The sequence below is a fragment of the Burkholderia sp. AU15512 genome (assembly GCF_002223325.1).
In the GTDB taxonomy this organism is placed as follows: domain Bacteria; phylum Pseudomonadota; class Gammaproteobacteria; order Burkholderiales; family Burkholderiaceae; genus Burkholderia.
Genome location: NZ_NKEX01000004.1, coordinates 1,000,921 through 1,026,109, shown reverse-complemented (window position 1 = coordinate 1,026,109; position 25,189 = coordinate 1,000,921). Strand labels below are relative to the sequence as shown.

Here is a 25,189-nt window from a genome sequence, read left to right as displayed (position 1 = left end):
AACTGCTGAGCAGCGAACGCCGCATGAGTCGGGCCGAAATGTTGCCTGATTATTGTTGCTGAGACTGAAAAAACGGCTACCTCAATGAGGTAGCCGTCTTTGTTGCTGTCGCGTTAGTTACCCACAGTCAATGTGCACTATCGCAGTGCATCCATCAAGAAATGTCTCACAGGATGCTACCCAAAATCCCAGGTTATGGCTCCAGCTACGTTGACCTCAAACGTCAATATTCCCCGCCCGCAACGCATTGCTCTCAATAAACGCCCGCCGCGGCTCCACATCATCCCCCATGAGGGTAGTAAAGATCCCGTCCGCAGCGATCGCGTCTTCGATCTGCACACGCAGCAGACGCCGCACGGCCGGATCCATCGTCGTTTCCCACAGCTGCTCGGGGTTCATCTCGCCGAGCCCCTTATAGCGTTGTTTGGAGACGTTGCGTTCAGCATCCGCCAGCAACCACTTCATCGCGCTCTTGAAGTCCGCCACGGCCATGCTGCGCTCACCGCGCTTGATGACCGCACCTTCCCCAATAAGCCCTTTGAACGTATTCGCGGTGGTCACGAGCTGCTGATAATCCGCCGTGTGCTGGAATTCCTGGTCGATGACCGAGACCCGCACGTTGCCGTGATGCGTCCGCTCGACATGCAGCGCCCGCTGTTCGCGAACCGGGTCATACGAAGGCACCACACGCACTTCGTTCTTCAGCGCTTCATCATGCAAAGCAGCGTGCAGCGCCTTAGCCGAAGCCTCAGTCGAAGCCTCATTGGAAAGGTCGATCACCACCCCGTCCATAACCGCTTCCAGCGCGGCCGGGTCATACAACCGGCTCAACCGCTCGATCACGCTCTGCGACAGCAGATACGACCGCGCCAGCTCGCCAAGCGCATCACCCGAAATCGCCGCCGCATTCTCACCCGGCACCAGCTCCGACCCTTGCAGCGCCAACCGCAGCATGTGCGCGTTGAGCTCCACGTCATCCTTCAGATACCGCTCGTCCTTGCCCGCCTTGATCTTGTAAAGCGGCGGCTGCGCGATATACACGTACCCGCGCTCGATCATGTCCGGCATCTGGCGATAGAGGAACGTGAGCAGCAGCGTCCGGATGTGCGCACCGTCGACGTCCGCGTCGGTCATGATGATGATGCGGTGATAGCGGAGCTTGTCGAGGTTGTAGTCTTCCTTGCCGATCCCGCAGCCCAGCGCGGTCACGAGCGTGACGATTTGTTCCGACGACAGCAGCTTGTCGTAGCGCGCCTTCTCGACGTTCAGCACCTTGCCGCGCAGCGGCAGGATCGCCTGGAACTTCCGGTCACGCCCTTGCTTGGCCGAGCCACCTGCCGAGTCGCCCTCGACGATATAGATTTCGCACTTCGCCGGGTCTTTCTCCTGGCAGTCCGCGAGCTTGCCAGGCAGGCCGACGCCGTCGAGCACGCCTTTGCGGCGCGTCATCTCGCGAGCCTTCCGCGCAGCATCACGCGCACGAGCCGCCTCAACGATCTTCCCGCAGATGATCTTCGCGTCGATCGGCGTTTCCAAAAGGAACTCTTCCAGCGCCTTCGCCACAACTTCCTCAACCGGCGCACGAACCTCGGAAGAAACCAGCTTGTCCTTCGTCTGCGAGCTGAACTTCGGCTCCGGCACCTTCACGGAAAGCACGCACGACAGCCCTTCGCGCATGTCGTCGCCGGTCGTCTCGACCTTCGCCTTCTTCGCGATTTCGTTGTCGGTGATGTACTTGTTGATGACGCGCGTCATCGCGGCGCGCAGGCCGGTCAAGTGCGTGCCGCCGTCGCGCTGCGGGATGTTGTTCGTGAAGCACAGCACGTTTTCGTTGTAGCTGTCGTTCCACTGCATCGCGACTTCGACGCCCACGCCATCCTTCTCGCCGTTGGCGAAGAACACGGTCGGGTGCAGGTTGGTCTTCGTCTTGTTGATGTACTCGACGAAGCCCTTCACACCGCCGGCGAACGCGAAATCGTCTTCCTTGCCCGAACGCAGATCGGTGAGGCGAATCCGCACACCGTTGTTCAGGAACGAAAGCTCACGCATCCGCTTCGCGAGGATGTCGTAGTGATACTCGACCGTACCGAAAATCGTCGGATCGGCCATGAAGTGCACTTCGGTGCCGCGGTTCTCGGTGTCGCCGGTCACGAGCATCGGCGACACTTCCACGCCGTCCACCACCTCGAGCACGCGATCCTGCGCGACGCCGCGATGGAACTCCATGAATCGCTTCTTGCCGTCACGGCGCACCGTGAGGCGCAGCCAGCTCGACAGCGCGTTCACGCACGACACGCCCACGCCGTGCAGGCCACCGGACACCTTGTAGCTGTTCTGGTCGAACTTGCCGCCGGCATGCAGCTCGGTCATCACGATTTCGGCGGCGCTACGCTTCGGCTCGTGCTTGTCGTTCATCTTCACGTCGGTCGGAATCCCGCGGCCGTTGTCGGTCACGGAAATCGAGTTGTCGGCGTGAATCGTCACGTGGATGTCGTTGCAGTACCCGGCCAACGCTTCGTCGATCGAGTTGTCGAGCACCTCGAACACGAGGTGATGCAGACCGGTGCCGTCCGACGTGTCGCCGATGTACATCCCGGGGCGCTTGCGCACCGCTTCCAGCCCTTCGAGGATCTGGATCGACGAGGCGCCGTAGCTGCTGTTATCGGGTTGCGAATTGTGCTGTTCACTCATGGATATCTTCCGGTTCTGCGAGGCCACTCAAGCGGCGGCGCGGTGCGTTTCCTTGCGAAAACGCCGGGCCGCTCCAGTTTTCCTGGCCCGTCTTAGGCGCCGTTAGGGCACCAAAGGGACGGGTTGTCGGTTCGCCATAAAAACGCCAAAGGGGCTTGCCGCCCCCTGGTGTGTGTCGTGATGTCGCGCGCGTCAGATGCGCATCGGCATCACGACATACTTGAACTCGTCGTTCTCGGGCACGGTAATCAGCGCGCTCGAGCTGGCGTCGCCGAGGCTCACCTGCACGGTGTCGACCTTCAGGTTCGCGAGCACGTCGAGCAGATACGTGACGTTGAAGCCGATGTCGACGGTATCGCCCTGATAGGCGATTTCCAGTTCTTCCTGCGCCTCTTCCTGATCGGCGTTGGTCGACATGATCTTCAGCTGGCCCGGCGCGATGATGCAGCGCACGCCCTTGAACTTGTCCGAGGTCAGGATCGCCGCGCGTTGCAGCGAACGCTGCAGCTCTTCACGGCCGATCTCGAACGTGTTCTTGTGCGCCTTCGGGATCACGCGCTGGAAGTCGGGGAACTTGCCCTCGACGAGTTTCGACACGAGCTCGACCTGGCCGAACGTGAACTTGGCCTGGGTTTGCGCGATGTCGATGGTGACGGTGTCGTCGATGTCTTCGAGCAGGCGTTGCAGCTCGAGAATCGTCTTGCGCGGCACGATGACTTCCTGGCGGCCGAACGTGCCGCCTTCGAGCTTCATCGACGAGAACGCGAGGCGGTGGCCGTCGGTGGCCACGGCCATCAGCTGGTCGCCGTCGACGACGAGCAGCATGCCGTTCAGGTAGTAGCGGATGTCCTGCTGCGCCATCGCGAAGTGCACCATGCCGAGCAGCTGGCGGAACGACTTCTGCGGGACGGTCAGGGTTGCGCCGAAATCCTTCGCCTGCGCGACGGTCGGGAACTCGTCGGCCGCCAGCGTCTGGAGTGCGAAACGGCTCTTGCCGGATTGAACGGTGAGGCGCTTGTCGGCGAGCGACAGCGTGACCTGGCCGTCAGGCATCGCGCGCAGGATGTCGAGCAGCTTGCGCGCCGCGACGGTGGTCGCGACCTGGTCGCCGCCGACGCCGAAATCCGCGCGCGTGGTGATCTGCAGCTCCAGGTCGGTCGACAGGAACGAAACGTCCGAGCCGTTCTTGGTGATCAGCAGGTTGGCGAGGATCGGCAACGTATGGCGGCGTTCGACGATGCCGCTGACCGTTTGCAGCGGCCTGAGGAGGGTGTCTCGTTCGGTCTTGACCAGTTGCATAGAGTTCCTTCGTTGAGTAACGGCCTGCAGCGCAGCAGCCTCGCAGCGCCCCGCCGGCCGGGCTCTTGGCCCGCCACCACCGGGGCGGTCAAACCAGTATTGTGCCTCAAAACCGAACAGCCCCCCTTAAATTGGGGCGGAGGCCGAATTATCAAGCGCGCCGCGCGCTCAGCCCTTCAGCGTCTGTTCCAGCACGTGCAGCTCGTGGTTGAGCTGCGCGTCCTTGCTGCGTTCGTCGGCGATCTTGCGCACCGCGTGCAGCACGGTGGTGTGATCGCGCCCGCCGAACAGCTCGCCGATTTCCGGCAGGCTCTTCTGCGTGAGTTCCTTCGCGAGATACATCGCGATCTGCCGCGGCCGCGCGATGTTCGCGGGACGCTTCTTCGAGTACATGTCCGCGACCTTGATGTTGTAGAAGTCGGCGACGGTCTTCTGGATGTTCTCGACCGAAATCTGCCGGTTCTGCACGGTCAGCAGATCCTTCAGCGCTTCCTTGGTCAGCTCGATCGAGATCTCGCGGCCGTGGAACTTCGAATACGCGAGGATCTTGCGCAGCGCGCCTTCGAGTTCGCGCACGTTCGAGCGCAGATGCTTCGCGACGAAGAACGCGACGTCTTCCGACAGGTTCACGCCTTCCGACTGCGCCTTGCGCATCAGGATCGCGACGCGCATTTCCAGCTCGGGCGGCTCGATCGCGACGGTGAGGCCCGAGTCGAAGCGCGAAATCAGGCGATCGTCGATGCCCGAGATTTCCTTCGGATACGTGTCGCTGGTGATGATCACCTGCGCCTTGTTCGCGACCAGCGCCTCGAACGCGTAGAAGAATTCCTCTTGCGTGCGCGACTTGCCGGAGAAGAACTGAATATCGTCGATCAGCAGCAGGTCGAGCGAGTGGTAGTAGCGCTTGAAGTCGTCGAACGCCTTGCGCTGGTACGCCTTCACCACGTCCGACACGTATTGCTCGGCGTGGATGTAGCGGATCCGCGCGCCGGCCTTGTCGAGCAGCAGCTGGTTGCCGATCGCATGGATCAGGTGGGTCTTGCCGAGGCCGACGCCGCCGTACAGGAACAGCGGGTTGTACGAGATGCCCGGGTTGTCCGCGACCTGGATCGCGGCGGCGCGTGCGAGCTGGTTCGCCTTGCCGGTCACGAAGTTGTCGAACGTGAGCACGGGGTTCAGCTTCGAGCGTTCGTACATCGAATCGGCTTCACCGCCGGCGGCGGGCGCGGCACCCGGGCCCGGGCGCCACGTGCGGCGGCCAGCAGCCGCTTCGTGCGCGGGCAGGCTCGGCAGGTCGATGTCGGCGTCGTCGGCGTTCAGGTGGTGCGCGGCGGCTGCCGACGGCGTCATCGGCACGTCGGCCGGCGCGGCGGGCGCAGCGGCGGCATGCGCGGTCAGGTTGGCGGCGATCGCAGCCACCGTCGCGGCGGGGCCGGTCGGGGCCAGCGGCGCGCGCGGGGCGGCCGGTGCTGCGCCGGCGGCGGCGCTGCGCATGCCTGCCTTGGGATCGAGGACGAACTGGACTTCGATCGGCGTGTTCCAGAATTCGCGGGCCAGATCGCTGATCCGCCCCGAAAACTGGCTCTTGACCCAGTCCAGCTTGAAGCGGTTCGGCGCGGCGATGGACAGCGTGTTCGCCGACGCATCGAAGGCCACCGGGGCCAAGGGTTTGATCCACGTCACGTACTGCTGGGGCGTCAGCTCGCGCTCCAGCAGTGCGGAACAGTGTTGCCAGAAATCGTTCATCAAGTAACTGTCGTTTTTTGCGTGCACAGCGCGGCTCGCCGGCGCCCTTGTCGCGGTAGCGCAACAAGGCCCGAAGCGGTCGTGCGAGCGTGCCTCGGACGCCTGCGTCACAGTGTTGGAGGGGCAGGCGCGAGCCGAAGCGGCGTGCGGGATTCTTGGAGATAAGGCGAGATTCTACCGCCAAACGCGGCCACAGAGCGAGTTATCCACAGGCCGGTTGTGTGGGGCGCGGGGCCGGATCGCTCGGGGCGGGCACAGGCGATCGACTCCTAAAGTATTGACCGTCAACGGAAAAACGGTTTAAATAGCGGGTTCCGCGAAAACCAATCCTGTATTCCCGGCGATTGCGTTCGCCCGAATGCCTCCGGTTAAGGGCACGCGGTCCCCTGAATTTCGACATTCTCGAACAAGTGAGAACATCATGAAACGTACTTACCAACCGTCCGTGACGCGCCGCAAGCGCACCCATGGCTTCCGTGTCCGCATGAAGACGGCAGGTGGCCGCAAGGTCATCAACGCTCGCCGCGCGAAGGGCCGCAAGCGCCTCGCCATCTAAGGCAGGTTGCGCGCTGTGTCCGCCGTCCGCAGTCCTGCGGAAGGTGCCGTCGAGCCGGGTGCGAATCCGTCACAGACGAAAGCCGCCTTCCCGAAAGCTGCGCGACTTCTGAAAACGGATGAATTTTCATCCGTTTTTCGTTTGCGCCCCTGGCGGCGCTCCGCGCACTTCGTGATTTACGGCAAGCCGACCGGTCAGCCCGCGCGTCTGGGGCTCGTCGTCGGCAAGAAGTATGCGCCGCGTGCAGTAACACGTAACCTCGTGAAGCGGCTGGCGCGCGATCAGTTTCGCCTGCGCCGGGCCGAATTCGCCGGTTACGACCTGCTGCTGCGGCAGCACACGCGCTTCGACAAGAAAGCGCTGCCGAGCGCGGCTTCCGCCCCGCTCGCGGCGATGTGTGCGGCCGAGATTCGCGAACTGCTCGACAGGGCAGTCCGGGAGATCGCCCGCCGTGCGTCGAAGCCCGCGTCCGAGTGACGCATCCGTGCCCGGTGCGGCGTTCGCGCCTGCCCGGCCGGTTTTGACGCGGCGCCGAACGGCGTCGCCCAAGGTATGGAAACGGTATTGATCGCCTTGCTGCGCTTCTACAAGGTTGCCGTGAGCCCGATGCTCGGCAACCGTTGCCGTTTTTATCCTTCCTGTTCGGATTACGCGCGCGAGGCAATCCAGTATCATGGCGCCGCGCGCGGCACGTATCTCGCCGTCAGGCGCGTGTGCCGATGCCATCCGTTTTCCGCGGGCGGCATCGACCTCGTCCCGCCGCCCAACTCCGACACTCGCGCTCGCGGCGAAGCCGACGCGCGGTCCCATCGACTCTGAGACAACGCATGGATATCAAACGCACCGTCCTATGGGTGATCTTCTTCATGTCAGCTGTCATGCTGTACGACAACTGGCAGCGGGACCATGGACGCCCGTCGATGTTCTTCCCGAGTGCCACGCAGACGGCCCCCGCGGCCGCTGCCGGCGGTGCATCGGGCACGGGCGCGACGACGACGACCGCAGGTGAAGTGCCTGCCGCCGCGGCCGGCGCCGCACCGTCGACGACGGCACCGGCCGCCCAGGCGCAGCTCGTGAAGTTCTCGACCGACGTGTATGACGGCGAAATCGACACGCGCGGCGGCACGCTCGCGAAGCTTACGCTGAAGAAGCAGGGCGACGGCAAGCAGCCCGACCTGTACATCACGCTGTTCGACCACACGGCCGGCCACACGTATCTCGCACGCTCGGGCCTGCTCGGCGGCGATTTCCCGAACCACAACGACGTCTACACGCAGCTGAACCCGGGTACGACGTCGCTGACGGGTGACCAGAACGCGCTGAAGCTGTCGTTCGAGTCGCCGGTGAAGGGTGGCGTGAAAGTCGTGAAGACCTACACGTTCACGCGCGGCAGCTACGTGATCGGCGTCGACACCAAGATCGACAACGTCGGCACGGCACCGGTCAAGCCGACGGTCTACATGGAACTGGTGCGCGACAACACGGCCGTCGAAACGCCGATGTTCTCGCACACGTTCCTTGGGCCGGCGGTCTACACGGACGCGAAGCACTTCCAGAAGATCAACTTCAGCGACCTCGACAAGAACAAGGCCGACTACGTGACCTCCGCCGACAACGGCTGGGTTGCGATGGTGCAGCACTACTTCGCGTCGGCCTGGATTCCGCAGCAGGGCGTGAAGCGCGACATCTACGCTGAGAAGATCGATCCGACGCTGTACCGCGTCGGCGTGAAGCAGCCGGTCGCCGCGATCGCGCCGGGCCAGTCGGCCGACGTGCAGGCCCGCCTGTTCGCCGGTCCGGAAGAAGAGCGCATGCTCGAAGGCATCGCGCCGGGCCTGGAACTCGTGAAGGACTACGGCTGGGTGACGATCATCGCGAAGCCGCTGTTCTGGCTGCTCGAGAAGATCCACGGCTACATCGGCAACTGGGGCTGGTCGATCGTGCTGCTGACGATCCTGATCAAGGCCGTGTTCTTCCCGCTGTCGGCGGCGAGCTACAAGTCGATGGCGCGCATGAAGGAGATCACGCCGCGCATGCAGGCGCTGCGCGAACGCTTCAAGAGCGATCCGCAGAAGATGAACGCCGCGCTGATGGAGCTGTACAAGACCGAGAAGGTCAATCCGTTCGGCGGCTGCCTGCCGGTCGTGATCCAGATCCCGGTGTTCATCTCGCTGTACTGGGTGCTGCTCGCGTCGGTCGAAATGCGCGGTGCGCCGTGGGTGCTGTGGATTCACGACCTGTCGCAGCGCGATCCGTTCTTCATCCTGCCGGTGCTGATGGCTGTCTCGATGTACGTGCAGACGAGCCTGAACCCGACGCCGCCGGACCCGGTCCAGGCAAAGATGATGAAGTTCATGCCGATCGCATTCTCGGTGATGTTCTTCTTCTTCCCGGCCGGCCTCGTGCTGTACTACGTCGTGAACAACGTGCTGTCGATCGCACAGCAGTACTACATCACGCGCAAGCTCGGCGGGGCCAAGAAGAAACCGGCCTGACGCCCGTTGCACACGCGGGGCGGCGCGTTCGCCCCGCGATGCACGAAAAAAAGCCGCATGGTTCGCCCATGCGGCTTTTTGCTTTTTGCGGGTACGGTGCGCGGGTTCAGCCCTTCTTCGCTTCGCCCGAGTCGCCGTAGAACTGCTCGACCAGTTCCTGCACGAGGTAGCGATGATGCGGCGACAACGCTTCGATCTTCGACGCGAGTTCGATCGTCTCGGGCGTCGGCGGATAGCGCTCGTCGCGCGGCAGCGGTTGCGGCGTCGGGTGTTCGATCACGCTCGGCGACGGGCCGTAATGCAGCCAGTGGACTTCGACGCGCAGCCATTCGGCGAGCGTGACGAGTTTGTCCGACGTCGGGATCGTGCGGCCCGTCAGCCATTTGTGCGCGGTTTGCGGCGAAACGGGCTGCGCTCCGCGGTGGCGCAGATTGAATCGGTTCGCCAGCTCCGTCGCACCGGTGACCTTCTCCGGGCTGCGCCGCAGGGCGAATTTCAGGCGTTCCGAGAACGCGGCTTTTTCTTCGGATGTCGGCATGGGGGAGATTGTGCAATTCCACCGTCGTGTCCCAGACAACCATTCAGGATAAACATAGCTCGTTCAGATGAATCCCGGTCTTGATCGGGGTGGGTGGTGGAATTGAGGGCCGCAGCGTTAGGCCGCTCCAGCAGGCATACTCGTCCGAAACGGTGGCTGCGACATGGCGCCGGGCTGATACCCGGCTTATCCCCGGCGGGATAAATTCGAGCGTGTCCGAATCCTGCGCGGCGGCCGGTGACGTGTGTGCCGGCACGCTACAATGCCGGCGTTCCGACGCCCGAAGTGTTGCGCGGGCGCACCATATTCACTGATCACCCGATTCATCCCATTCATTCGATTCCCATGCTCGCTACCGATTCCGATCCGATCGTCGCCATTGCCACTGCTGCCGGCCGGGGTGGCATCGGGGTCGTCCGCGTGTCGTTCGGGCGCGGCGGCGAGGCGGCCGCGTTGCCGCTGATCGACGCGTTGTGCGGGCAGAAGCTCGCCCCGCGCCACGCGAGCTACGTGCCGTTCCTCGACGAGCACGGCGCGCCGCTCGACCGCGGGATCGCGCTGTACTTCCCGGCGCCGCATTCGTACACCGGCGAGCACGTGCTCGAGCTGCAGGGGCACGGCGGGCCGATCGTGATGCAGTTGCTGCTACAGCGTTGCCTCGATGCGGGGCGCGGTTTCGGGCTGCGGCTCGCGGAGCCCGGCGAATTCACGCGGCGCGCGTTCCTGAATGACAAGCTCGACCTCGCGCAGGCCGAGGCCGTCGCCGACCTGATCGAGGCGAGCACCGAAGCCGCCGCGCGTTCGGCCGGGCGTTCGCTCGACGGCGCGTTCTCGCGGCAGATCCATGCGCTCGTCGACGACGTGATCACGCTGCGGATGCTGGTCGAGGCGACGCTCGATTTTCCGGAAGAAGAGATCGATTTCCTGGAAGCGGCCGACGCGCGCGGCAAGCTCGCGAAGATCCGCGCGCAGCTCGCGCACGTGCTGGGCGACGCGCGGCAGGGGGCGTTGCTGCGTGAAGGATTGTCGGTCGTGCTGGCGGGGCAGCCGAACGTCGGCAAGTCGTCCTTGCTGAATGCGCTGGCCGGTGCGGAGCTGGCGATCGTCACGCCGATCGCGGGCACGACGCGCGACAAGGTCGCGCAGACGATCCAGGTCGAAGGGATCCCGCTGCACATCATCGACACGGCCGGGTTGCGCGAGACCGAGGACGAGGTCGAGCGGATCGGCATCGCGCGCACGTGGAGCGAGATCGAGCGGGCGGATGTCGTGCTGCATCTGCTGGATTCGCGCACCGGGATGACGGCGGATGACGAAGTGATCGCCGCGCGGTTCCCGGGTGGCGTGCCGGTGGTGCGCGTGCTGAACAAGACGGATTTGACCGGTGTGCCGGCGTGCGTCGAGCATCCGGCGGCGGAAGGCGATCTGACCGAGGTGCATCTGTCGGCGAAGCGCGGCGACGGGATCGACATGCTGCGCGCGGAGTTGCTGCGGATTGCAGGGTGGCAGGCGGGGGCCGAGGGCGTTTATCTTGCGCGCGAGCGGCATTTGATCGCGCTGCGGGCCGCGCAGGAGCATCTCGCGCAGGCGGCGGATCATGCGGAGCAGAGGGCGCAGTCGCTCGATCTGTTTGCCGAAGAACTGCGGCTCGCGCAGGAGCAGCTCAATGCGATTACCGGGGAGTTCACTTCTGATGATCTGCTGGGGGTGATTTTTAGCAGGTTTTGTATTGGGAAGTGAGCTGGCGCTCAAGTTAGCCGACTTTCTCTCTCAATCGCTGTATTTCCGTGGGCGCGGGTTGGACAAGCCCTGGCATACCACTTTCAACAAGGTTGTGAACCCGCAAAGCTTTTCGGTGCCAACTTGTCCTGCGGAAAAACCAACAAACCAGAAAAGAGGGCGGAGTGTCGGAGAGCGGAAGCGACGACCAAGAAGTTCGAGCCAAGCACGCAACCTATTCGGTGCTGAGGGAGCGCATTGTCGAGCATGCCTTCATCGCGGAAGTCATGCGTCTGCTTTGGCTGCGAGACGTCATGGACATCGAGGTATTGCGCGCGGAGTTCGATACGAGCGGCTACGACCTTGTCATGAGCAGCGCGAGTGTCCTGCGGCATATTCAGCTCAAGGTATCGCTTTATGACGGTGCTCGGTCCCGGGTCAACATCAACCTGAAGCTGGGAAAATGCCCGAGTGGTTGTGTTCTCTGGATCGTTGTCGATCACGATCTCAAGGCCATCGAGTATCGCTGGTTCGGCGGGCCTCCAGGCGAGCCGCTCCCCGACATTGAGGACCGTGGTGTCGTGCGGCATACGCGGGCCAATGCACTTGGGCTGAAGGCGGTTCGAGACGGGCAGCGTTCGCTATCACAGTCGGAATTTAGGTCTCTCGACGGCCTGGAAGCGGTGATCGAGCAATTGTTCGGAATTGAACGTCCGAAATCGTAACCCCATCCGGACCTTCACTTGCATCAATCCCAGTCCCGATGATGATGGTGGTAGTAGCCGCCACCACCGTAATACCCGCCACCATCAGGCACCACGATACAGCCGCTCAACAGCACGGCGACGCCGGCAATCAGCAAAAGGGTCTTCTTCATCGCGTTCACCTGCATGGGTTCAATATGAAACCCAGCATAGCGAGCGCCTGCAACACCGGCTGTAAGCGATCGTTTCCCTGATCCGCAATCCGTAACGGCGGATTATTCCGGTCACAATGACCGTAACAAATCTCCGAAGAATCCCTGAAACCGCAGACGTTTTCAGGCGGTGACGACCCTGTTTCGCCCCGTATCCTTCGCACGATACAGCGCGGCATCGGCGGCTTCGATCAATGCATCGGGCGTCGACAGATCGTCGGGCGACACGGTCGCGCAGCCGACGCTCACGCTCACGCGTCCGGCGGGGGCTGCCGGCATCGCGAGATCGAGCCGCAGCACCGCTTCGCGCGCTTCCTCGGCGACCAGCCGCGCACCGCGCGCCCCCGTGTTCGGCAGCACGATCGCGAACTCCTCGCCGCCGTAACGCGCGACCATGTCCGCTGGCCGCCGCACCGCGCCGGCCAGCGCATTCGCGACCGCGATCAGGCACGCGTCGCCCTTCACGTGGCCGAACGCGTCGTTGTACGCCTTGAAGCGATCGACGTCGACCATCAGCAGCGACAGCGGTTCGCCTTGCCGTCGTGCCTGCAGAAACAGCATGTGGAAATGATCGTTGAAGTGCATGCGGTTGAATGCGCCCGTCAGGCCGTCGCGTGCGGACGAACGGATCAGTGTCGCGTGTGCCTCGAACAGCCGCTGGTACAGCATCGTCACTTCCCACGCGAGCACGCACACGAGCACGCCCGGCGTGAACATGCTGAACACGCGCGCGAGGTACCAGCCAACCGTGAAGCGATGGGTGCTCATCAGGTTCAGCGTCGTGTCGGTGAGGCACGCGAGCACCGCGATCGCGAGCCACAGGTCGAGCGTCGTACGCAGCCGGCCGGTGGCCAGCACGGCCACGAGCGCCAGCGCATTGAGCAGCCACACGATCAGCGCGACGGCGTTGACGGGCAGCACGGCCGCGTCGCCCGGCGGATGAAACGCGGGCGGCAGCGACACGTTCAGCGCGAACAGGCACAGCAGCCCGGCGACGACCGCCGGCCCGCCGATCAGCACGACCGTCCACCAGCGTGTCTGCTGCGCGCCGATCGGGGCGCGCGCCAGCCGCTCGCGCGCGAGCAGCGCGACCATCACGAAACCGGGGAAGCCGGCATGCCAGAAGATCCACATCCACGCGGCGCTTTGCGGTTGCGCGCCGAACAGCCCGTGTGGCGCGAACACGCCGGGAAAGGTGAGCAGCTGCAATGCGACGGCGAGCGCGGTAAACGCGTAGGCGCCGCCGAGCGCGCCGAGCACCGGCTGGCGCGTCACGGTGAACTGCGCGCCGAGAAAGAACGCCGCGATGCTCGCGGTGGTGAACACGGTGAGCGCGCACATCGGCATGAACGGCTCGACGGCCGGCAGCTCGACGTTCGCGTGCGGCGCGGCGATCCCGAGCGCGAGCACGATGACGAGCGCCGTCAGGGCGCCGAACCAGAGCTGACGGCGTGTCGTGTGCTGGATCAGGATGCCTTCCATGGAGTTCCCCGGGCACGTAGGCGGAAACACCCGGTCTTGCGCCGGGCGACAGGCAACCGGCCGCTGCGCGACCGGTGCGGCCTGATCCTATCGCGTTATGGGTGCGCGCTCAAACCCCGAGGCCGGGACCGAAGTTGCCGGCGACCCACTGGGTGACGGCATTCACGTCCGCGTAGTCCTGCTCGGGCAGGCCGTCGAGCATCGACAGCACTTCGTTGCTGGCGCCGGCGTCGCGCGCGGCATCGACGATCGCATCCTTGTTGGCCGGGTAGTGGACGGCCGCCAGCACGTCGGCGATCTGCAGGTCGATCGTTTCGCTGGGAATGTCGTGCGGAGGTTGGGCGGGCTGGTCGTTCACGGCGGCGTCTCGCGGAGTGAGCGGATCAAGTGGGAATCGGATCGAGGCGAAATTCGGGGGCTTAACAGGGCACGTCACGCGTTCACATGCCAGGGCGGCCGGGCCGGCACGCCCCGCGGATGAACGGCAATCGACTCAATGCCCGCGTCGCACGCGGCGCCACGGATGCTTCCAGTCGATGTGCGGTGCGTTTTCGTCGCGCGGATGCTGGCGCCGATGTTCCTGCCAAAGTTCGTCGGAAAACAGCGCCGCGACGATCACGAGCGGCAGCACGAGGAATATTCCGAGTATGACTTGCTCGAACACGATAGCCTCCTTGCGGTGGCAGGAACCCTTGCTCCCATTCTAGGCTCTGAACTTCGCCCGCGTTCAATTTCTTACAGTGCGAAACAGGCCCGGATGCGGCCTTGCCGCACGTGCGCCGGCATCAAAAAGGACATGAACATGCAACTCCAGAACGATACCAACACGCTCGCGCTGCGGCCCCTGGAACGCCAGGACCTGCGCTTCGTCCACGAGCTGAACAACGACGCAAAGATCATGCGCTACTGGTTCGAGGAGCCGTACGAAACCTTCTCGGAACTGTCACAACTGTACGACCGCCACGTGCACGACCAGCGCGAGCGCCGTTTCGTCGCGGTCGATGCGCAAGACGAACTGGTCGGCCTCGTCGAGCTGATCGAGCTCGACTACATCCATCGCCGCGGCGAATTCCAGATCATCATCGCGCCGCAACGCCAGGGGCGCGGCTATGCGGGCCAGGCGACGCGTCTTGCGATCGAGTACGCGTTCAAGGTGCTGAACATGCGCAAGCTGTACCTGATCGTCGATACGTCGAATGCGGCGGCGATTCACGTGTATGAGAAATGCGGATTCCAGCACGAGGCCGAATTGAAGGAAGAATTTTTCGGAAACGGCGCGTATCACAACGCTTATCGCATGTGCATTTTTCAGCGCGATTATTTCGAACGCCAGCAAGCTACCCAGAATAAGGCAGGGTAAACACGCTGGCCAAATGCGCTTGCGGCGGGGCTTTCGCGGGCGCTGAAACCATGCGGCGAAGTACGGATAAATACGGATGCGCTTATACCTGGCATTTTTCTTGTATCAGGTAAATGCGATTCCGCGTTGCGGTAAAGTCGAATCGTTTCGGATGACTTTATGTGCGGCGCATCAAAATGATCCGGATAGCGAAATGGATTATCCAAACCGTTCAATCGCCGCATTGTAACTTTGATGAAAGTCTTGCTGAGTAACGCTTTCCGCCCGGCGGCGCGAGCCTGTTCGTCGGGCGGTGCGCGTCGTCGTGTTTACGCAGGGTGAGAAAAACAGGCTGCGCACGGGGTGCGACAATCCGCCGCTATTGCGGTCGCACAACAAATGTGCTTGCTATCGCTTGCCGGTCTTCTAAAGTGAAAAACGCGGGTTCACGATCACCTTTAAACACATAGCTAACCCAAGCCTGGTGCCCGCAAGCCTGGAGACAGAACATGATGAAACGTACCGGTATCCTTTTTGCCCTCGTCGGCGCATTTTGCGCGGTGTCGATTGCCCAAGCCGGCGGCGATTCGGCCGTCAAGCCGAAGCAGGAAATCCAGTTGACGAAGAACGCATGGGGCTGCCTGTCGAAAGACAATCTGGACTCCGTACTGAGTCACGAGCGTGACGGCAAGTCGCAGGCGAAGCAGCAATACTTCGACGATTACCGGTGCCTGTCGGTGCCGGAAGGCCAGCGCTTCCGCGTGGTGTCGGTCGACCAGGGCGACGTGCAGTTCGTCAGCGCCGACAACAGCGACCAGCAGGGTCTCTGGACCGATTCGCGCTTCGTCAAGCAGTAACCGCTCATTCATCGCGCCGTCACACGACGCGCGAGCGCGCCGGCCAGATGAGCCGGCGGCGCGAACCGAACACGGCCCGGCCCATGCCGGGCCGTTGCGCTGTGGGTAGTGCATGACACGCGCCGGACGGCCCGCATTCGGTATCATCACGGCCCGACCGAACCGAATGCCCGCCCGGGCCGACTCCGCATGGCGCTGAAATCCACGATCTACAAAGCCGAACTGCAAATCGCCGACATGGATCGGCATTACTACGCCGATCACGCGCTGACGGTGGCGCGCCATCCGTCCGAAACCGACGACCGGATGATGGTGCGCATCGTCGCGTTCGCGCTGTTCGCGCACGAGCGGCTCGAATTCTGCAAGGGGCTGTCGGACGTCGACGAGCCCGACCTGTGGCAGAAGGACCTGACCGGCGCGATCGACGTCTGGATCGAAGCCGGCCAGCCCGACGAGCGGCGCATCTCGAAGGCGGCCGGCCGCGCCGGGCAGGTCACGGTGATCGCATATGGCGGCAAGACGTCGGATATCTGGTGGCAGGGCGTGCGCAGCAAGGTCGAGCGGCTGCGCAACGTGCAGGTGCTGTCGCTGAACGACGGTGTCGCGGCCGCGCTCGGGAAACTCGCGGAGCGCACGATGCGCCTGCAATGCACGGTGCAGGACGGCGCCGCGTGGATCTCGAGCGCCGACCACGATCCGGTGGCGGTCGAGTGGACGGTGCTGAAGGCGCGCGCGGACGCGTGACGGCCCGCGTGCCGGCCGCGTTCAGCCGATCGCGGCCGGCGGCCCCTTGAATTCGAGCATGTTGCCTTCCGGGTCGAACAGGTAGATCGACGGCCCGTAGCCGCCGGCGCCGTAGCGCTCCGCGGGCGCGCCCGGCCGCGCGCCATGCGTGGCGAAATGGGCGGCCAACGCGTCGGGATCGAACGGCTCGACGCGCAGGCACAGGTGATCGAGATTGCGTCCCGTGCCGGGCGGGCCGCTGTCGGGACGGTCGATCGGGCCGCCGACCGACAGCAGGTCGATCAGCGCGTCGCCGGCGCGCAGTTGCACGAGGCCCAGATCGGGCTGTTCCTTCTCCACATGGCAGCCGACGGCGTCGCAGTAAAAGCGCGTCATCGTGGCCATGTCGGTCACGCGCAGCACGATGTGATCGATCGCGCGGATGGTCGGTTTCATGGGCAAGGCTCTCCTTCGCAGTCCACGAGCATCGAGTGTAGACGCATCGCGCCTGCGCCGCCGGCCGGAACGCGGCACAATCGGCGGACGAAAAAAAGCCCGTTCACGCAGAGCGGAACGGGCTTAATCCATATCAGGAGGAGACATGGAGGAGACAGTTCCAACTATACACACGGCGATGGTGCGACGCAATATTCCGAATGCAAAAAAACGTCAGGACGGCGATTTGTCGCATCCGCACTGCAGCAAAATGGTGACGGGACAATGACGAAAACCGCGCCGGAACAGCCGGCGCGCGCGGTTTGTCGGGTTTATTTTCAGTCGATTCGCCCCCGATTATCGGGCCCGAATCACAGAGCAAGATTCAGGGCGCGACGGCACGTGCCGATGTCTAGAGTAGGCACCATCTACACTAGAGAGTGCGAGGTTCAGATGAAAACCGCCTATCCGACCGATGATGCCCGCTGGGGCGCCGTCACCGAGCGCGATCCGCATGCGGACGGCGCGTTCTTCTACGCCGTAAGCACGACCGGCGTGTTCTGCCGCCCGACCTGCGCGTCGCGGCTGCCGCGTCGCGAAAATGTGTCCTTCTACGCCGATACGGCCGCCGCGCGTGCGGCTGGCTTCCGGCCCTGCAAGCGCTGCCAGCCGGAAGGGCTGCCGCGCGAGCTCGAGATCGTCAACCGCGCGTGCGCGGTGCTCGACGCGCAGGCCGAACGGCTCACGCTGCAGCAACTGAGCGACGCCGTGCACGTGAGCCCGTTTCACCTTCAGCGGCTCTTCAAGCGCGTGGTCGGCGTGTCGCCGCGGCAGTACCAGGCCGCGCAGCGCGGCGCCGCGCTGCGGCAGGCGCTGCAAAGCGGGCAGCCGGTCACGCAGGCGGGCGTCGACGCGGGCTTCAACTCGCCGTCGCGGCTCTATGCGTCGGTGCCGCGCGAGCTCGGGATGGCGCCGTCGGCGTTTCGCCGGCAGGGCGCGGGGCTGCGGATCGACTATGCGACCGCATCGACGTCGCTCGGCACCGTGCTCGTCGCCGCGACCGGGCTGGGCATCTGCCGGATCGCGTTCGGCGACGAGCCGGCCGCGCTCGTCGGCGAGTTGAAGGATGCGTTCGCGCGTGCCGAACTGGTCGAAGCGTCGACACGGCTTGAGCCGTTCGTCGCGCAAATCCGCGCGTATCTGGATGGCACACGGCACGCGTTCGACCTGCCGCTCGACATCGCGCCGACCGCATTCCAGCAGCGCGTGTGGGAGGCGCTGACGCATATTCCGTACGGCGAAACGCGCAGCTACTCGGAGATTGCCGAGGCGCTGGGTGCGCCGCGCGCGGTGCGCGCCGTCGCGTCCGCGTGTGCGTCGAATCCGGTCGCGCTCGCGATCCCGTGCCACCGGGTCGTACAGAAGGGTGGCGCGCTTTCCGGGTATCGTTGGGGCGTGCGCCGCAAGGCGACGCTGCTCGCTTCCGAAGCGCGTCATGTGCACGACGATCAAACCGAATCCGTTGCGGAGGGCAGCGCAGTTTGAGCATCGCAAAAACAACCATCACTTCCATCGTGAACGGCGGCCATGTGCCGCCGTCCGCGCAAATGGAGCTGCGCTTCAATGCGCCTTACGACTGGGCGCGCGTGCTGCGCTTTTTCAGCGGGCGCGCGATTCCGGGTGTCGAGCAGGTGGCGGACGGCGTGTATCGCCGCATCGTCGACCTGCACGGCGATGCCGGCCGGCTCACGGTCGCGAAACATCCGCGCAAGCACTGCCTGGTCGCGACGGTAGAAGGCGCGGTCGCACGTCATGTCGATGATGCGTTCGCCATGCGCGTCGCGACGATGTTCGACCTCGGCGCCGATCCGGCCGCCATCGGCAGCGGGCTCGCGCGCGATCCATGGTTCGCTCCGCTCGTCGAGGCCGCGCCAGGGCTGCGAGTGCCGGGCGCGTGGTCGGGATTCGAGCTGGCCGTGCGGGCGATCGTCGGCCAGCAGGTGAGCGTGAAGGCCGCGACGACGATCGTCGGCCGGCTCGTCGAACGGGCCGGCGAGCGTGTGGTTCAGGAGGACGACGGCATGCCCGCGTGGCGTTTCCCGACGCCCGATGCGCTGGGCGCCTGCGATCTCGACAAGATCGGGATGCCGGGCAAGCGGGTGGCGGCACTGACGGGCGTGGCGCGCGCGGTGGCGGCTGGCGACGTGCCGGTCGATCGCGAGCACGCCGATCTCGCGACGCTGCGCAGTGCGTGGCTCGATCTGCCCGGCATCGGCCCGTGGACCGTCGAATACATCGCGATGCGCGCATGGCGCGATCCGGACGCCTGGCCGGCCTCCGATCTCGTGCTGATGCAGTCGATCGCCGCACGCGATCCGGCGCTCGACCGGCTCGCGACCCAGAAGCACCGCACCGAAGGCTGGCGGCCGTGGCGCGCGTACGCGGCGCTGCACTTGTGGAATGAGGTGGCCGACCGGGCGGGCGGCGCGCGCGGCGGGTGATCGCGGTGGCCTGCGGCCGGGTGCGACCTGGCGAGGCCGCGATGCAACCCGTTGCGCAGGTCATGCCGACCTGCGTAGGCTGACCGCCGGACACCGGACACCGGACACCGGACACCGGACACCGGACACCGGACACCGGACACCGGACACCGGACACCGGACACCGGCCGTCACGGCAATTCCGCGCATCCGTCGTCGGCCGGATGTGGGGCGCGCGATGCCCACTTACCGCGCTTTCCGCGATCGGTTCAGCGGCAGGGTTGCACCTGCCGCCACCCGTTCGCGCATCACGTTCCGTCAGACGAATTCGCGTAACCGGCGTGCCCGTTGGCGCCGCATGGAACCGGTCGCAGAGGTGGCGACCGCCGCGACCGGCCCGTCCGGCGGCCCGCTCCGGCCCGCGCACCGTGCCCGGCGCCACCTCAAGCGCGTGTTTCGGCGAGATGTTAAAGTGCCCGCTACCAACGAAGCGACCAACAATCCAGCCGGCCGCGCGCGGCGTTCTGCGCGCGGCCGTCACGCACTTGCGTCTCCATGTCGAACACCATGACTCACCGCCAGTCCGAACTGCTGCTGAATCGCCTCGACGCGCTGAGCTCGGGCCCGACGCGGCAGCATCTGCCCGACGGCCTGCGCGGCATCGAAAAGGAAAGCCTGCGCGTGACGCGCGACGGGATGATCGCATTCACGCCGCATCCGCGCGCGCTCGGTTCGGCGCTCACGCACCCGTCGCTGACGACCGACTACTCCGAAGCGCTGATCGAGCTGATCACGCCCGCGGAAGGCGACGCCGCGATCACGCTCGAACGCCTCGACGATCTGCATCGCTACGTCTATGCGTCGCTCGGCGACGAGATCCTGTGGAACGACTCGATGCCCGGCCTGCTGCCGGCCGACGACCAGATCCCGATCGCCAACTACGGTACGTCGAACATCGGCCGCCTGAAGACGGTGTACCGGCGCGGCCTCGCGTATCGCTACGGCCGCACGATGCAGTGCATTGCCGGCATCCACTACAACTACTCGCTGCACGAGGAAGTGTGGCGGCGCCTGCACGCGGAAGAAGGTTCGACGGCCACGCTCGTCGATTACCAGTCGGAGCGCTATCTCGCGCAGATCCGCAACTTCCGCCGCCGCAACTGGCTGCTGATGTACCTGTTCGGCGCGTCGCCCGCGCTCGACACGAAGTTCCTGCGCGGCAAGCCGCACAGGCTCGACGCGTTCGATGCCGATACGCTGTACCTGCCGCATGCGACGAGCCTGCGGATGAGCGATCTCGGCTACTCGAACACGACCGCCCAGGCCGCGCTGCACGTCGACTACAACACGCTGCCCGGCTATCTCGACGCGCTGTCGAAAGCCGTGAGCGAGCCGTATCCGGCGTATGAGGCGATCGGCACGCATCGCGACGGCGAGTGGATCCAGATCAACACGAACGTGCTGCAGATCGAGAACGAGTTCTACTCGACGATCCGGCCGAAGCGCGTCACGTATTCGGGCGAGCGGCCGCTGCATGCGCTCGCGTCGCGCGGCGTGCAGTACATCGAGGTGCGCTGTCTCGACATCGATCCGTTCGAGCCGACCGGCATCGCACTGGAAACCGCGCGCTTCATCGATGCCTTCCTGCTCGCGTGCGCGCTCGACGAGAGCCCGGCGCTCGACTGCCCCGCGTACAAGGAAGCAAACGCGAACTTCGGCAGCGTGACGATGGAAGGACGCAAGCCGGGGCTCACGCTGCAGCGCGACGGCCAGCCGGTCACGCTGCAGGCATGGGCGGACGACCTGATGGCCGATATCGAAACCGTCGGGCGCCGTCTCGACGAGATCCGCGGCGGCGACGAGCATGTGCGCGCAATCGCCGCGCAACGCGAGAAGCTCGCCGATCCGGAGCGCACGCCGTCCGCGCGCGTGCTGCGCACGATGCGCGAGCGCGGCCAGTCGTTCCTCGGGTTCGCGCTGGCGCAGAGCGAAGCGCATGCCGCGCATTTCCGCGCGAATCCGCCGTCGGCGGAGACGCTGCGCACCGAGCAGGCGCTCGCCGCGAAATCGCTGGCCGAGCAGGCCGAGCTCGAAGCGAAGGAGGCCGGATCGTTCGACGCGTTCGTCGCGGCCTACCGCGCCTACACGCTGAACCGCTTCAGCGTGTGATGTCTGCGCACGTGCATCGCGCCGGTCGGCGCGGTGCGCGATGCGTCTCTCCGTCGCCGGTCAGCGCGCACCGTGGTGCGCTCGATCCGGTTGAATCTGCCGTCAGTGATGCGCGTACGTGCCGCGGTCGATCGCGTGCGGCAGCGCCGGCTTGCCCGATGCCACGTTTGCCCCGCCTGCGCTGCCGTAGCCGGTGTCCTCGCCGCGCGCCTGCGCGGCGCGGCGCATGATCGCCTGCATGTGGTCCGGAAAGTCGGGACTGCTCGCGAGGCTCGTCCGGTAGCCGGCGGCCTGCAGTTCCACCAGTTCCTGGCGAACCTCGGCACGCGTCAGCGTCGACGCGGCCTGCGCGTGAGCGGCGACGGCCGCGCCGATCAGCACACAGGCGCACGCCGCCCGTTTCATCGTCTTCATCGTGTTCACTCCGTGAGGTTCCGGTGCCGCGCCTGCCATGGCCGGCGCGGGCGGAATCGATGCGACCAGTCTAGGCTTCGGACGCCAAACGAAACATCCCGGCCGCAGTCAGGCACCTTTGCCGCATGTGCAACATTGCGCGGGAGAGCCGCTCGTGGCGGGCTTTCTGTCGAATACGACAGCAGGCTGCCTGCTCCCGGTCAGCGGGCGGCGGCGCAGGCGTATCGGGTCGGCACGGATCGGGCTTGTCCTCCTTGTAGAAGCGCCGCGCGCCTCCTAACCTCTTTTAAGCGACTGATCGGTTGGCCGTGCAACGTCGTTGCGTGCGCAAGCGCCTGATCGTTGTCGTGACCGCAGGACATCGCCTTGTACCGAACCCGGGGCATCCCGTTGCCAGCTCGGGTCGTCAGCGCAAGGCATGGGACCCGAGTAAGCGCTAAAGCGCCAACTCGGGTCGACATCTGGAGACACGATGAACCCCACCGACGCCCTACCGCCCGGCATCGTCTTCGCACAGCCGCTGACGCCGGTCGCCAACTCTCTGCTGCTGTCCTTCCTCGTCGCCGCGATCCCGATCGCGGTCGCGCTGATCGCACTCGGCGTGCTGCGCCGCCCCGCGTGGCAGGCGTCGCTCGCCGGACTCGTCGCGGGCCTCGCGGTCGCGATCGGCGCATGGGGCATGCCGGCCGGGCTCGCGTTCGACGCGGTCGGCGCGGGCATGGCGCTCGCGGTCGTGCCGGTGATGTGGATCGTCTTCAACGCGCTGCTGCTGTACAACATCGCGGTGAAGTCGGGCCGCTTCGACCAGTTCCGGCAGTGGATGCTCGACAACCTGCCCGACGATCGCCGCCTCGTGCTGCTCGTCGTCGCGTTCTCGTTCGGCTGCCTGCTCGAAGGGATCTCGGGATTCGGCACGCCGGTCGCGATCACGAGCGCCCTCCTGATCGCGCTCGGCTTCCCCGCGCTCGAAGCGCTCACCTACACGCTGCTGTTCAACACGGCGCCGGTTGCGTTCGGCGCGCTCGGCGTGCCGATCACCGTGCTCGGCGCGGTCACGTCGCTGCCGCCCGCGACGCTCGCGCAGATGGTCGGCCGCCAGTTGCCGTTCTTCGCGCTGCTGCTGCCGTTCTACGTGGTCGGCGCGTATGGCGGGCTGCGCTCGATCTCGAAGCTGTGGCCCGCGCTGCTCGTGTCGGGCGGCAGCTTCGCGATCGCGCAGTTCGTCACGTCGAATTTCCTCGGCTACCAGCTCACCGACGTGCTGTCGTCGCTCACGTCGCTGATCGTCACGATCGGCTTCCTGCAGGTGTGGAAGCCGCAGCCCGATCCGCAATACGCGCTCGCGCGCAGCGTGCCGGCAACGGCCGGCGCCGCGCGTGCGGGCTTCGGCGGCTGGCTGCCGTGGCTCGTCGTGTCGGTGGTCGTGATCGTGTGGGTGCACGCGAACGTCGCGGCGGTCGGCGACGTGAAGATCAAGTGGCCGGGCCTGCACAACGCGGTGTTCGTGTCGCTGTATCACAAGCCGTATGCGGCGATCTGGGACTTCCAGCCGCTCGGCACGGGCACCGCGATCCTGCTCTCGGCGATCATCACGGCCGCGCTGACGCGCACCGGCGTGGGCGATTTCTTCGATTGCGTGGTCAAGACCTGGCGGCAGACGTGGATCGCGATCGTCACGGTGATGATGATCGTCGGGCTCGCGTACCTGCTGAACTACTCGGGGATCAGCTACACGCTCGGCACCGGCGTCGCGTCGACCGGCGCGCTGTTCCCGCTGGTGTCCGCGTCGCTCGGCTGGATCGCCGTGTTCCTGTCCGGCAGCGACACGTCGGGCAATGCGCTGTTCGGCAACCTGCAGGTGGTCGCCGCGCGGCAGCTCGGCCTCGATCCGGTGCTGATGGCCGCGACCAACTCGTCGGGCGGCGTAATGGGCAAGATGATCTCGCCGCAGAACATCGCGACGGGTGTATCGACGACGGACCTGAAAGGACAGGAAGGTGTCGTGTTCGCGCGCACCTTCTGGCACAGCGTGATTCTCACGCTGTTGCTCGGTGTGCTGGTGTTCATGCAGCAGCACGTGCTGACGTGGATGATTCCGGCGCTGCCGAAGTGAGGTGAGCGCGACGACAGAAGGAAGGCACGAGGAAAAAGCGAGGGAAGGCGCGAGAAAAGCGCCAGTAGTGTGCGGAACCGGCGAACGCGCGGCAGTTCAGCGTGCGTTCGCCCGCCGCGCCGTTCGTCCTGCTTCATCCGTTCCGGCCGCGTCGTCACCGGCGGGCAGGATGCACGCGAGGAACGCGTCGATCGCCGGGCTCTGGCGGCGCGCCTTCAGGTAGTACACGTATTCGTCGATCGTCGTGTCGACGCCGCGCAGCGCGATCACGCGCAAATCCGGATGACGTTCGGCCTCGCCGAGCGGAAACAGGCTGCCGCCCACGCCGTGCAGGATCGCCTCGCGGATCGCTTCGCGGCTGCCGATCTCGGCCACCGAGACGGCCGCGACACCGGCCGCGTCGAGAATCGTCTCCGTGCAGCGGCGTGTGACCGAGCCTTCCTCGCGAATCAGCAGCCGCACGTCGGCGAGTTGCGCCGGATCGATCGCGTCGAAGCGCGCGAGCGGATGATTGCGATGCACGACGAGCACGAGCGGGTCGGTCGAGATCACCTTGCGTTCGAGGCCGTCGGCATCGTTGCGCTGCGACGAGACGGCGAGATCGATGCGGAATTCCTGCAGCGCCTGCAGGATCTCCTCGGAGTTGCCGATCCGGCACGTGAGCGCGATCGACGGATGCGCGTTCGAGAAGCGGCCGACCGCGTCCATGATGTAGTACGGCCCCGTCGCGCCGATCCGCAGGTGGCCTTCGAACAGGCCGCCGACGTTGCGCAGCATGATGTCGGCCTGCGCCTCGAGCGCGATCATCTTTTCGACGAGCGGCAGCAGCTCGATGCCCGTCTCGGTGACCTCGAGCTTGCGGCCGCTGCGGTAGAACAGCTCGACGCCGTACACCTGCTCGACCTGCCGGATCTGTGCGGCGATCGTCGGCTGGCTCACGCCCAGGTGGCGCGCGGCGCGCGTGATGCTGCCCTGCCGGACGGTCGCGTGGAACGCCTTCAGCTGATCGAACACGACTCGGCTTCTCCCCTCTGTATCGCGCGTCAGCGTAGCGCACGCGTATGTCGGCCGGATGAAAGACGCGTCGTGCGCCGCTTCGAAAAAATTCCTGGGGGTAACCCAAAGAAACCTGCGGTAACCGGTCACGGCCGGGACACGCCGATGCGGGGTAATAACGGCAACGCACCACCGCCGGCCCCGCTCGACCGGCGCCCCAC

Annotated in this window: 24 protein-coding genes; 13 read left to right on the top strand and 11 right to left on the bottom strand. The window is 65.3% G+C overall.

Annotated elements, in window-relative coordinates; translation table 11 throughout:
• Nucleotides 1-216: 216 nt before the first annotated feature.
• From gyrB to dnaA, 3 genes are all read right to left on the bottom strand, one after another.
• A complete protein-coding gene (gyrB, locus tag CFB43_RS17460; RefSeq protein WP_047852382.1) occupies nucleotides 217-2,691 on the bottom strand; it encodes a DNA topoisomerase (ATP-hydrolyzing) subunit B in 2,475 nt (824 codons plus the stop codon).
• Nucleotides 2,692-2,883: 192 nt separating this feature from the next.
• Nucleotides 2,884-3,990 carry a DNA polymerase III subunit beta gene (dnaN, locus tag CFB43_RS17455; protein WP_039364632.1) on the bottom strand — a complete coding sequence of 369 codons (1,107 nt, stop codon included), beginning with the start codon at nucleotides 3,988-3,990 and terminating at the stop codon, nucleotides 2,884-2,886.
• Nucleotides 3,991-4,158: 168 nt separating this feature from the next.
• The gene (gene dnaA / locus CFB43_RS17450) at nucleotides 4,159-5,736 is read right to left on the bottom strand and encodes a chromosomal replication initiator protein DnaA (RefSeq protein WP_218828068.1); all 1,578 of its coding nucleotides are present in this window, start codon (nucleotides 5,734-5,736) and stop codon (nucleotides 4,159-4,161) included.
• 421 nt (nucleotides 5,737-6,157) lie between these two features.
• Here dnaA and rpmH point away from each other — a divergent pair, with 421 nt between their 5' ends.
• From rpmH to yidC, 4 genes are all read left to right on the top strand, one after another.
• Nucleotides 6,158-6,292, top strand: coding sequence for a 50S ribosomal protein L34 (gene rpmH / locus CFB43_RS17445; protein ID WP_004198824.1), 135 nt, complete (start codon nucleotides 6,158-6,160; stop codon nucleotides 6,290-6,292).
• Between the two features lie 15 nt (nucleotides 6,293-6,307).
• A complete protein-coding gene (gene rnpA, locus CFB43_RS17440) occupies nucleotides 6,308-6,769 on the top strand; it encodes a ribonuclease P protein component (protein WP_039364627.1) in 462 nt (153 codons plus the stop codon).
• 75 nt (nucleotides 6,770-6,844) lie between these two features.
• Nucleotides 6,845-7,111, top strand: coding sequence for a membrane protein insertion efficiency factor YidD (yidD, locus tag CFB43_RS17435; protein ID WP_006750110.1), 267 nt, complete (start codon nucleotides 6,845-6,847; stop codon nucleotides 7,109-7,111).
• An 8-nt stretch (nucleotides 7,112-7,119) separates the two neighbouring features.
• Nucleotides 7,120-8,787: a membrane protein insertase YidC gene (gene yidC, locus CFB43_RS17430; RefSeq protein WP_089495876.1), complete on the top strand. Its 1,668-nt coding sequence runs from the start codon at nucleotides 7,120-7,122 to the stop codon at nucleotides 8,785-8,787.
• A gap of 106 nt (nucleotides 8,788-8,893) precedes the next feature.
• Here yidC and CFB43_RS17425 read toward each other — a convergent pair whose 3' ends face one another.
• Nucleotides 8,894-9,325 (bottom strand): helix-turn-helix domain-containing protein, encoded by a 432-nt coding sequence (locus tag CFB43_RS17425; RefSeq protein WP_089426622.1) that lies wholly within the window; start codon nucleotides 9,323-9,325, stop codon nucleotides 8,894-8,896.
• Nucleotides 9,326-9,670: 345 nt separating this feature from the next.
• Between CFB43_RS17425 and mnmE the strand changes: the two genes are divergently transcribed.
• Both mnmE and CFB43_RS17415 read left to right on the top strand, forming a co-directional pair.
• Nucleotides 9,671-11,065: a tRNA uridine-5-carboxymethylaminomethyl(34) synthesis GTPase MnmE gene (gene mnmE, locus CFB43_RS17420; protein WP_089495875.1), complete on the top strand. Its 1,395-nt coding sequence runs from the start codon at nucleotides 9,671-9,673 to the stop codon at nucleotides 11,063-11,065.
• Between the two features lie 164 nt (nucleotides 11,066-11,229).
• Nucleotides 11,230-11,769 (top strand): hypothetical protein, encoded by a 540-nt coding sequence (locus CFB43_RS17415; protein WP_089495874.1) that lies wholly within the window; start codon nucleotides 11,230-11,232, stop codon nucleotides 11,767-11,769.
• 23 nt (nucleotides 11,770-11,792) lie between these two features.
• Here the strand turns inward: CFB43_RS17415 and CFB43_RS38850 are convergent, their stop codons facing one another.
• The 4 genes from CFB43_RS38850 to CFB43_RS38420 form a co-directional block, all read right to left on the bottom strand.
• Nucleotides 11,793-11,921, bottom strand: coding sequence for a hypothetical protein (locus CFB43_RS38850; RefSeq protein ID WP_256941070.1), 129 nt, complete (start codon nucleotides 11,919-11,921; stop codon nucleotides 11,793-11,795).
• A 162-nt stretch (nucleotides 11,922-12,083) separates the two neighbouring features.
• Nucleotides 12,084-13,442: a GGDEF domain-containing protein gene (locus tag CFB43_RS17410; RefSeq protein ID WP_089495873.1), complete on the bottom strand. Its 1,359-nt coding sequence runs from the start codon at nucleotides 13,440-13,442 to the stop codon at nucleotides 12,084-12,086.
• Nucleotides 13,443-13,551: 109 nt separating this feature from the next.
• Nucleotides 13,552-13,800 (bottom strand): DUF2795 domain-containing protein, encoded by a 249-nt coding sequence (locus tag CFB43_RS17405; RefSeq protein ID WP_089495872.1) that lies wholly within the window; start codon nucleotides 13,798-13,800, stop codon nucleotides 13,552-13,554.
• 135 nt (nucleotides 13,801-13,935) lie between these two features.
• Nucleotides 13,936-14,106, bottom strand: coding sequence for a hypothetical protein (locus CFB43_RS38420; RefSeq protein WP_039364617.1), 171 nt, complete (start codon nucleotides 14,104-14,106; stop codon nucleotides 13,936-13,938).
• Between the two features lie 138 nt (nucleotides 14,107-14,244).
• Here CFB43_RS38420 and speG point away from each other — a divergent pair, with 138 nt between their 5' ends.
• The 3 genes from speG to CFB43_RS17390 all read left to right on the top strand — a co-directional run bounded on the left by speG (nucleotide 14,245) and on the right by CFB43_RS17390 (nucleotide 16,382).
• Nucleotides 14,245-14,802, top strand: a complete 558-nt coding sequence (gene speG, locus CFB43_RS17400; RefSeq protein ID WP_089426678.1) for a spermidine N1-acetyltransferase — start codon at nucleotides 14,245-14,247, stop codon at nucleotides 14,800-14,802.
• Nucleotides 14,803-15,290: 488 nt separating this feature from the next.
• Nucleotides 15,291-15,638 carry a surface attachment protein Sap1 gene (gene sap1 / locus CFB43_RS17395; protein WP_011353606.1) on the top strand — a complete coding sequence of 116 codons (348 nt, stop codon included), beginning with the start codon at nucleotides 15,291-15,293 and terminating at the stop codon, nucleotides 15,636-15,638.
• Nucleotides 15,639-15,827: 189 nt separating this feature from the next.
• Nucleotides 15,828-16,382 (top strand): YaeQ family protein, encoded by a 555-nt coding sequence (locus CFB43_RS17390; protein WP_039364653.1) that lies wholly within the window; start codon nucleotides 15,828-15,830, stop codon nucleotides 16,380-16,382.
• 21 nt (nucleotides 16,383-16,403) lie between these two features.
• Here CFB43_RS17390 and CFB43_RS17385 read toward each other — a convergent pair whose 3' ends face one another.
• Nucleotides 16,404-16,817, bottom strand: a complete 414-nt coding sequence (locus CFB43_RS17385) for a VOC family protein (RefSeq protein WP_089495871.1) — start codon at nucleotides 16,815-16,817, stop codon at nucleotides 16,404-16,406.
• A gap of 432 nt (nucleotides 16,818-17,249) precedes the next feature.
• Between CFB43_RS17385 and ada the strand changes: the two genes are divergently transcribed.
• The 3 genes from ada (at nucleotide 17,250) to gshA (ending at nucleotide 21,445) form a co-directional block, all read left to right on the top strand.
• A complete protein-coding gene (gene ada / locus CFB43_RS17375; RefSeq protein ID WP_089495870.1) occupies nucleotides 17,250-18,341 on the top strand; it encodes a bifunctional DNA-binding transcriptional regulator/O6-methylguanine-DNA methyltransferase Ada in 1,092 nt (363 codons plus the stop codon).
• Complete coding sequence (locus CFB43_RS17370; RefSeq protein ID WP_089495869.1) at nucleotides 18,338-19,297, top strand: DNA-3-methyladenine glycosylase family protein; 960 nt, start codon at nucleotides 18,338-18,340, stop codon at nucleotides 19,295-19,297. The genes ada and CFB43_RS17370 overlap by 4 nt, the downstream gene beginning before the upstream one ends.
• Nucleotides 19,298-19,831: 534 nt before the next feature.
• On the top strand, nucleotides 19,832-21,445 hold the full coding sequence (gene gshA, locus CFB43_RS17360; protein ID WP_179254844.1) for a glutamate--cysteine ligase: 1,614 nt from the start codon (nucleotides 19,832-19,834) through the stop codon (nucleotides 21,443-21,445).
• A 102-nt stretch (nucleotides 21,446-21,547) separates the two neighbouring features.
• On the opposite strand, the gene CFB43_RS17355 is transcribed toward gshA, so the two are convergent.
• Nucleotides 21,548-21,859 carry a DUF4148 domain-containing protein gene (locus CFB43_RS17355; RefSeq protein ID WP_089495908.1) on the bottom strand — a complete coding sequence of 104 codons (312 nt, stop codon included), beginning with the start codon at nucleotides 21,857-21,859 and terminating at the stop codon, nucleotides 21,548-21,550.
• 472 nt (nucleotides 21,860-22,331) lie between these two features.
• Between CFB43_RS17355 and CFB43_RS17345 the strand changes: the two genes are divergently transcribed.
• The gene (locus CFB43_RS17345; RefSeq protein WP_089495866.1) at nucleotides 22,332-23,972 is read left to right on the top strand and encodes an L-lactate permease; all 1,641 of its coding nucleotides are present in this window, start codon (nucleotides 22,332-22,334) and stop codon (nucleotides 23,970-23,972) included.
• Nucleotides 23,973-24,068: 96 nt separating this feature from the next.
• Here CFB43_RS17345 and CFB43_RS17340 read toward each other — a convergent pair whose 3' ends face one another.
• Complete coding sequence (locus tag CFB43_RS17340) at nucleotides 24,069-24,986, bottom strand: LysR family transcriptional regulator (protein WP_089495865.1); 918 nt, start codon at nucleotides 24,984-24,986, stop codon at nucleotides 24,069-24,071.
• Nucleotides 24,987-25,189: the final 203 nt, after the last annotated feature.

Excerpts from the sequence above, each read along its gene's own strand:
- CFB43_RS17390 (WP_039364653.1), top strand. The coding sequence starts at position 15,828 with ATGGCGCTGAAATCCACGATCTACAAAGCCGAACTGCAAATCGCCGAC.
- CFB43_RS17425 (WP_089426622.1), bottom strand. The coding sequence starts at position 9,325 with ATGCCGACATCCGAAGAAAAAGCCGCGTTCTCGGAACGCCTGAAATTC.
- ada (WP_089495870.1), top strand. The coding sequence starts at position 17,250 with ATGAAAACCGCCTATCCGACCGATGATGCCCGCTGGGGCGCCGTCACC.
- CFB43_RS17355 (WP_089495908.1), bottom strand. The coding sequence starts at position 21,859 with ATGAAGACGATGAAACGGGCGGCGTGCGCCTGTGTGCTGATCGGCGCG.
- gshA (WP_179254844.1), top strand. The coding sequence starts at position 19,832 with ATGTCGAACACCATGACTCACCGCCAGTCCGAACTGCTGCTGAATCGC.
- dnaA (WP_218828068.1), bottom strand. The coding sequence starts at position 5,736 with ATGAACGATTTCTGGCAACACTGTTCCGCACTGCTGGAGCGCGAGCTG.
- CFB43_RS38850 (WP_256941070.1), bottom strand. The coding sequence starts at position 11,921 with ATGAAGAAGACCCTTTTGCTGATTGCCGGCGTCGCCGTGCTGTTGAGC.
- rpmH (WP_004198824.1), top strand. The coding sequence starts at position 6,158 with ATGAAACGTACTTACCAACCGTCCGTGACGCGCCGCAAGCGCACCCAT.
- CFB43_RS17345 (WP_089495866.1), top strand. The coding sequence starts at position 22,332 with ATGAACCCCACCGACGCCCTACCGCCCGGCATCGTCTTCGCACAGCCG.
- gyrB (WP_047852382.1), bottom strand. The coding sequence starts at position 2,691 with ATGAGTGAACAGCACAATTCGCAACCCGATAACAGCAGCTACGGCGCC.
- dnaN (WP_039364632.1), bottom strand. The coding sequence starts at position 3,990 with ATGCAACTGGTCAAGACCGAACGAGACACCCTCCTCAGGCCGCTGCAA.
- speG (WP_089426678.1), top strand. The coding sequence starts at position 14,245 with ATGCAACTCCAGAACGATACCAACACGCTCGCGCTGCGGCCCCTGGAA.
- yidC (WP_089495876.1), top strand. The coding sequence starts at position 7,120 with ATGGATATCAAACGCACCGTCCTATGGGTGATCTTCTTCATGTCAGCT.
- sap1 (WP_011353606.1), top strand. The coding sequence starts at position 15,291 with ATGATGAAACGTACCGGTATCCTTTTTGCCCTCGTCGGCGCATTTTGC.
- CFB43_RS17410 (WP_089495873.1), bottom strand. The coding sequence starts at position 13,442 with ATGGAAGGCATCCTGATCCAGCACACGACACGCCGTCAGCTCTGGTTC.
- yidD (WP_006750110.1), top strand. The coding sequence starts at position 6,845 with ATGGAAACGGTATTGATCGCCTTGCTGCGCTTCTACAAGGTTGCCGTG.
- mnmE (WP_089495875.1), top strand. The coding sequence starts at position 9,671 with ATGCTCGCTACCGATTCCGATCCGATCGTCGCCATTGCCACTGCTGCC.
- CFB43_RS17385 (WP_089495871.1), bottom strand. The coding sequence starts at position 16,817 with ATGAAACCGACCATCCGCGCGATCGATCACATCGTGCTGCGCGTGACC.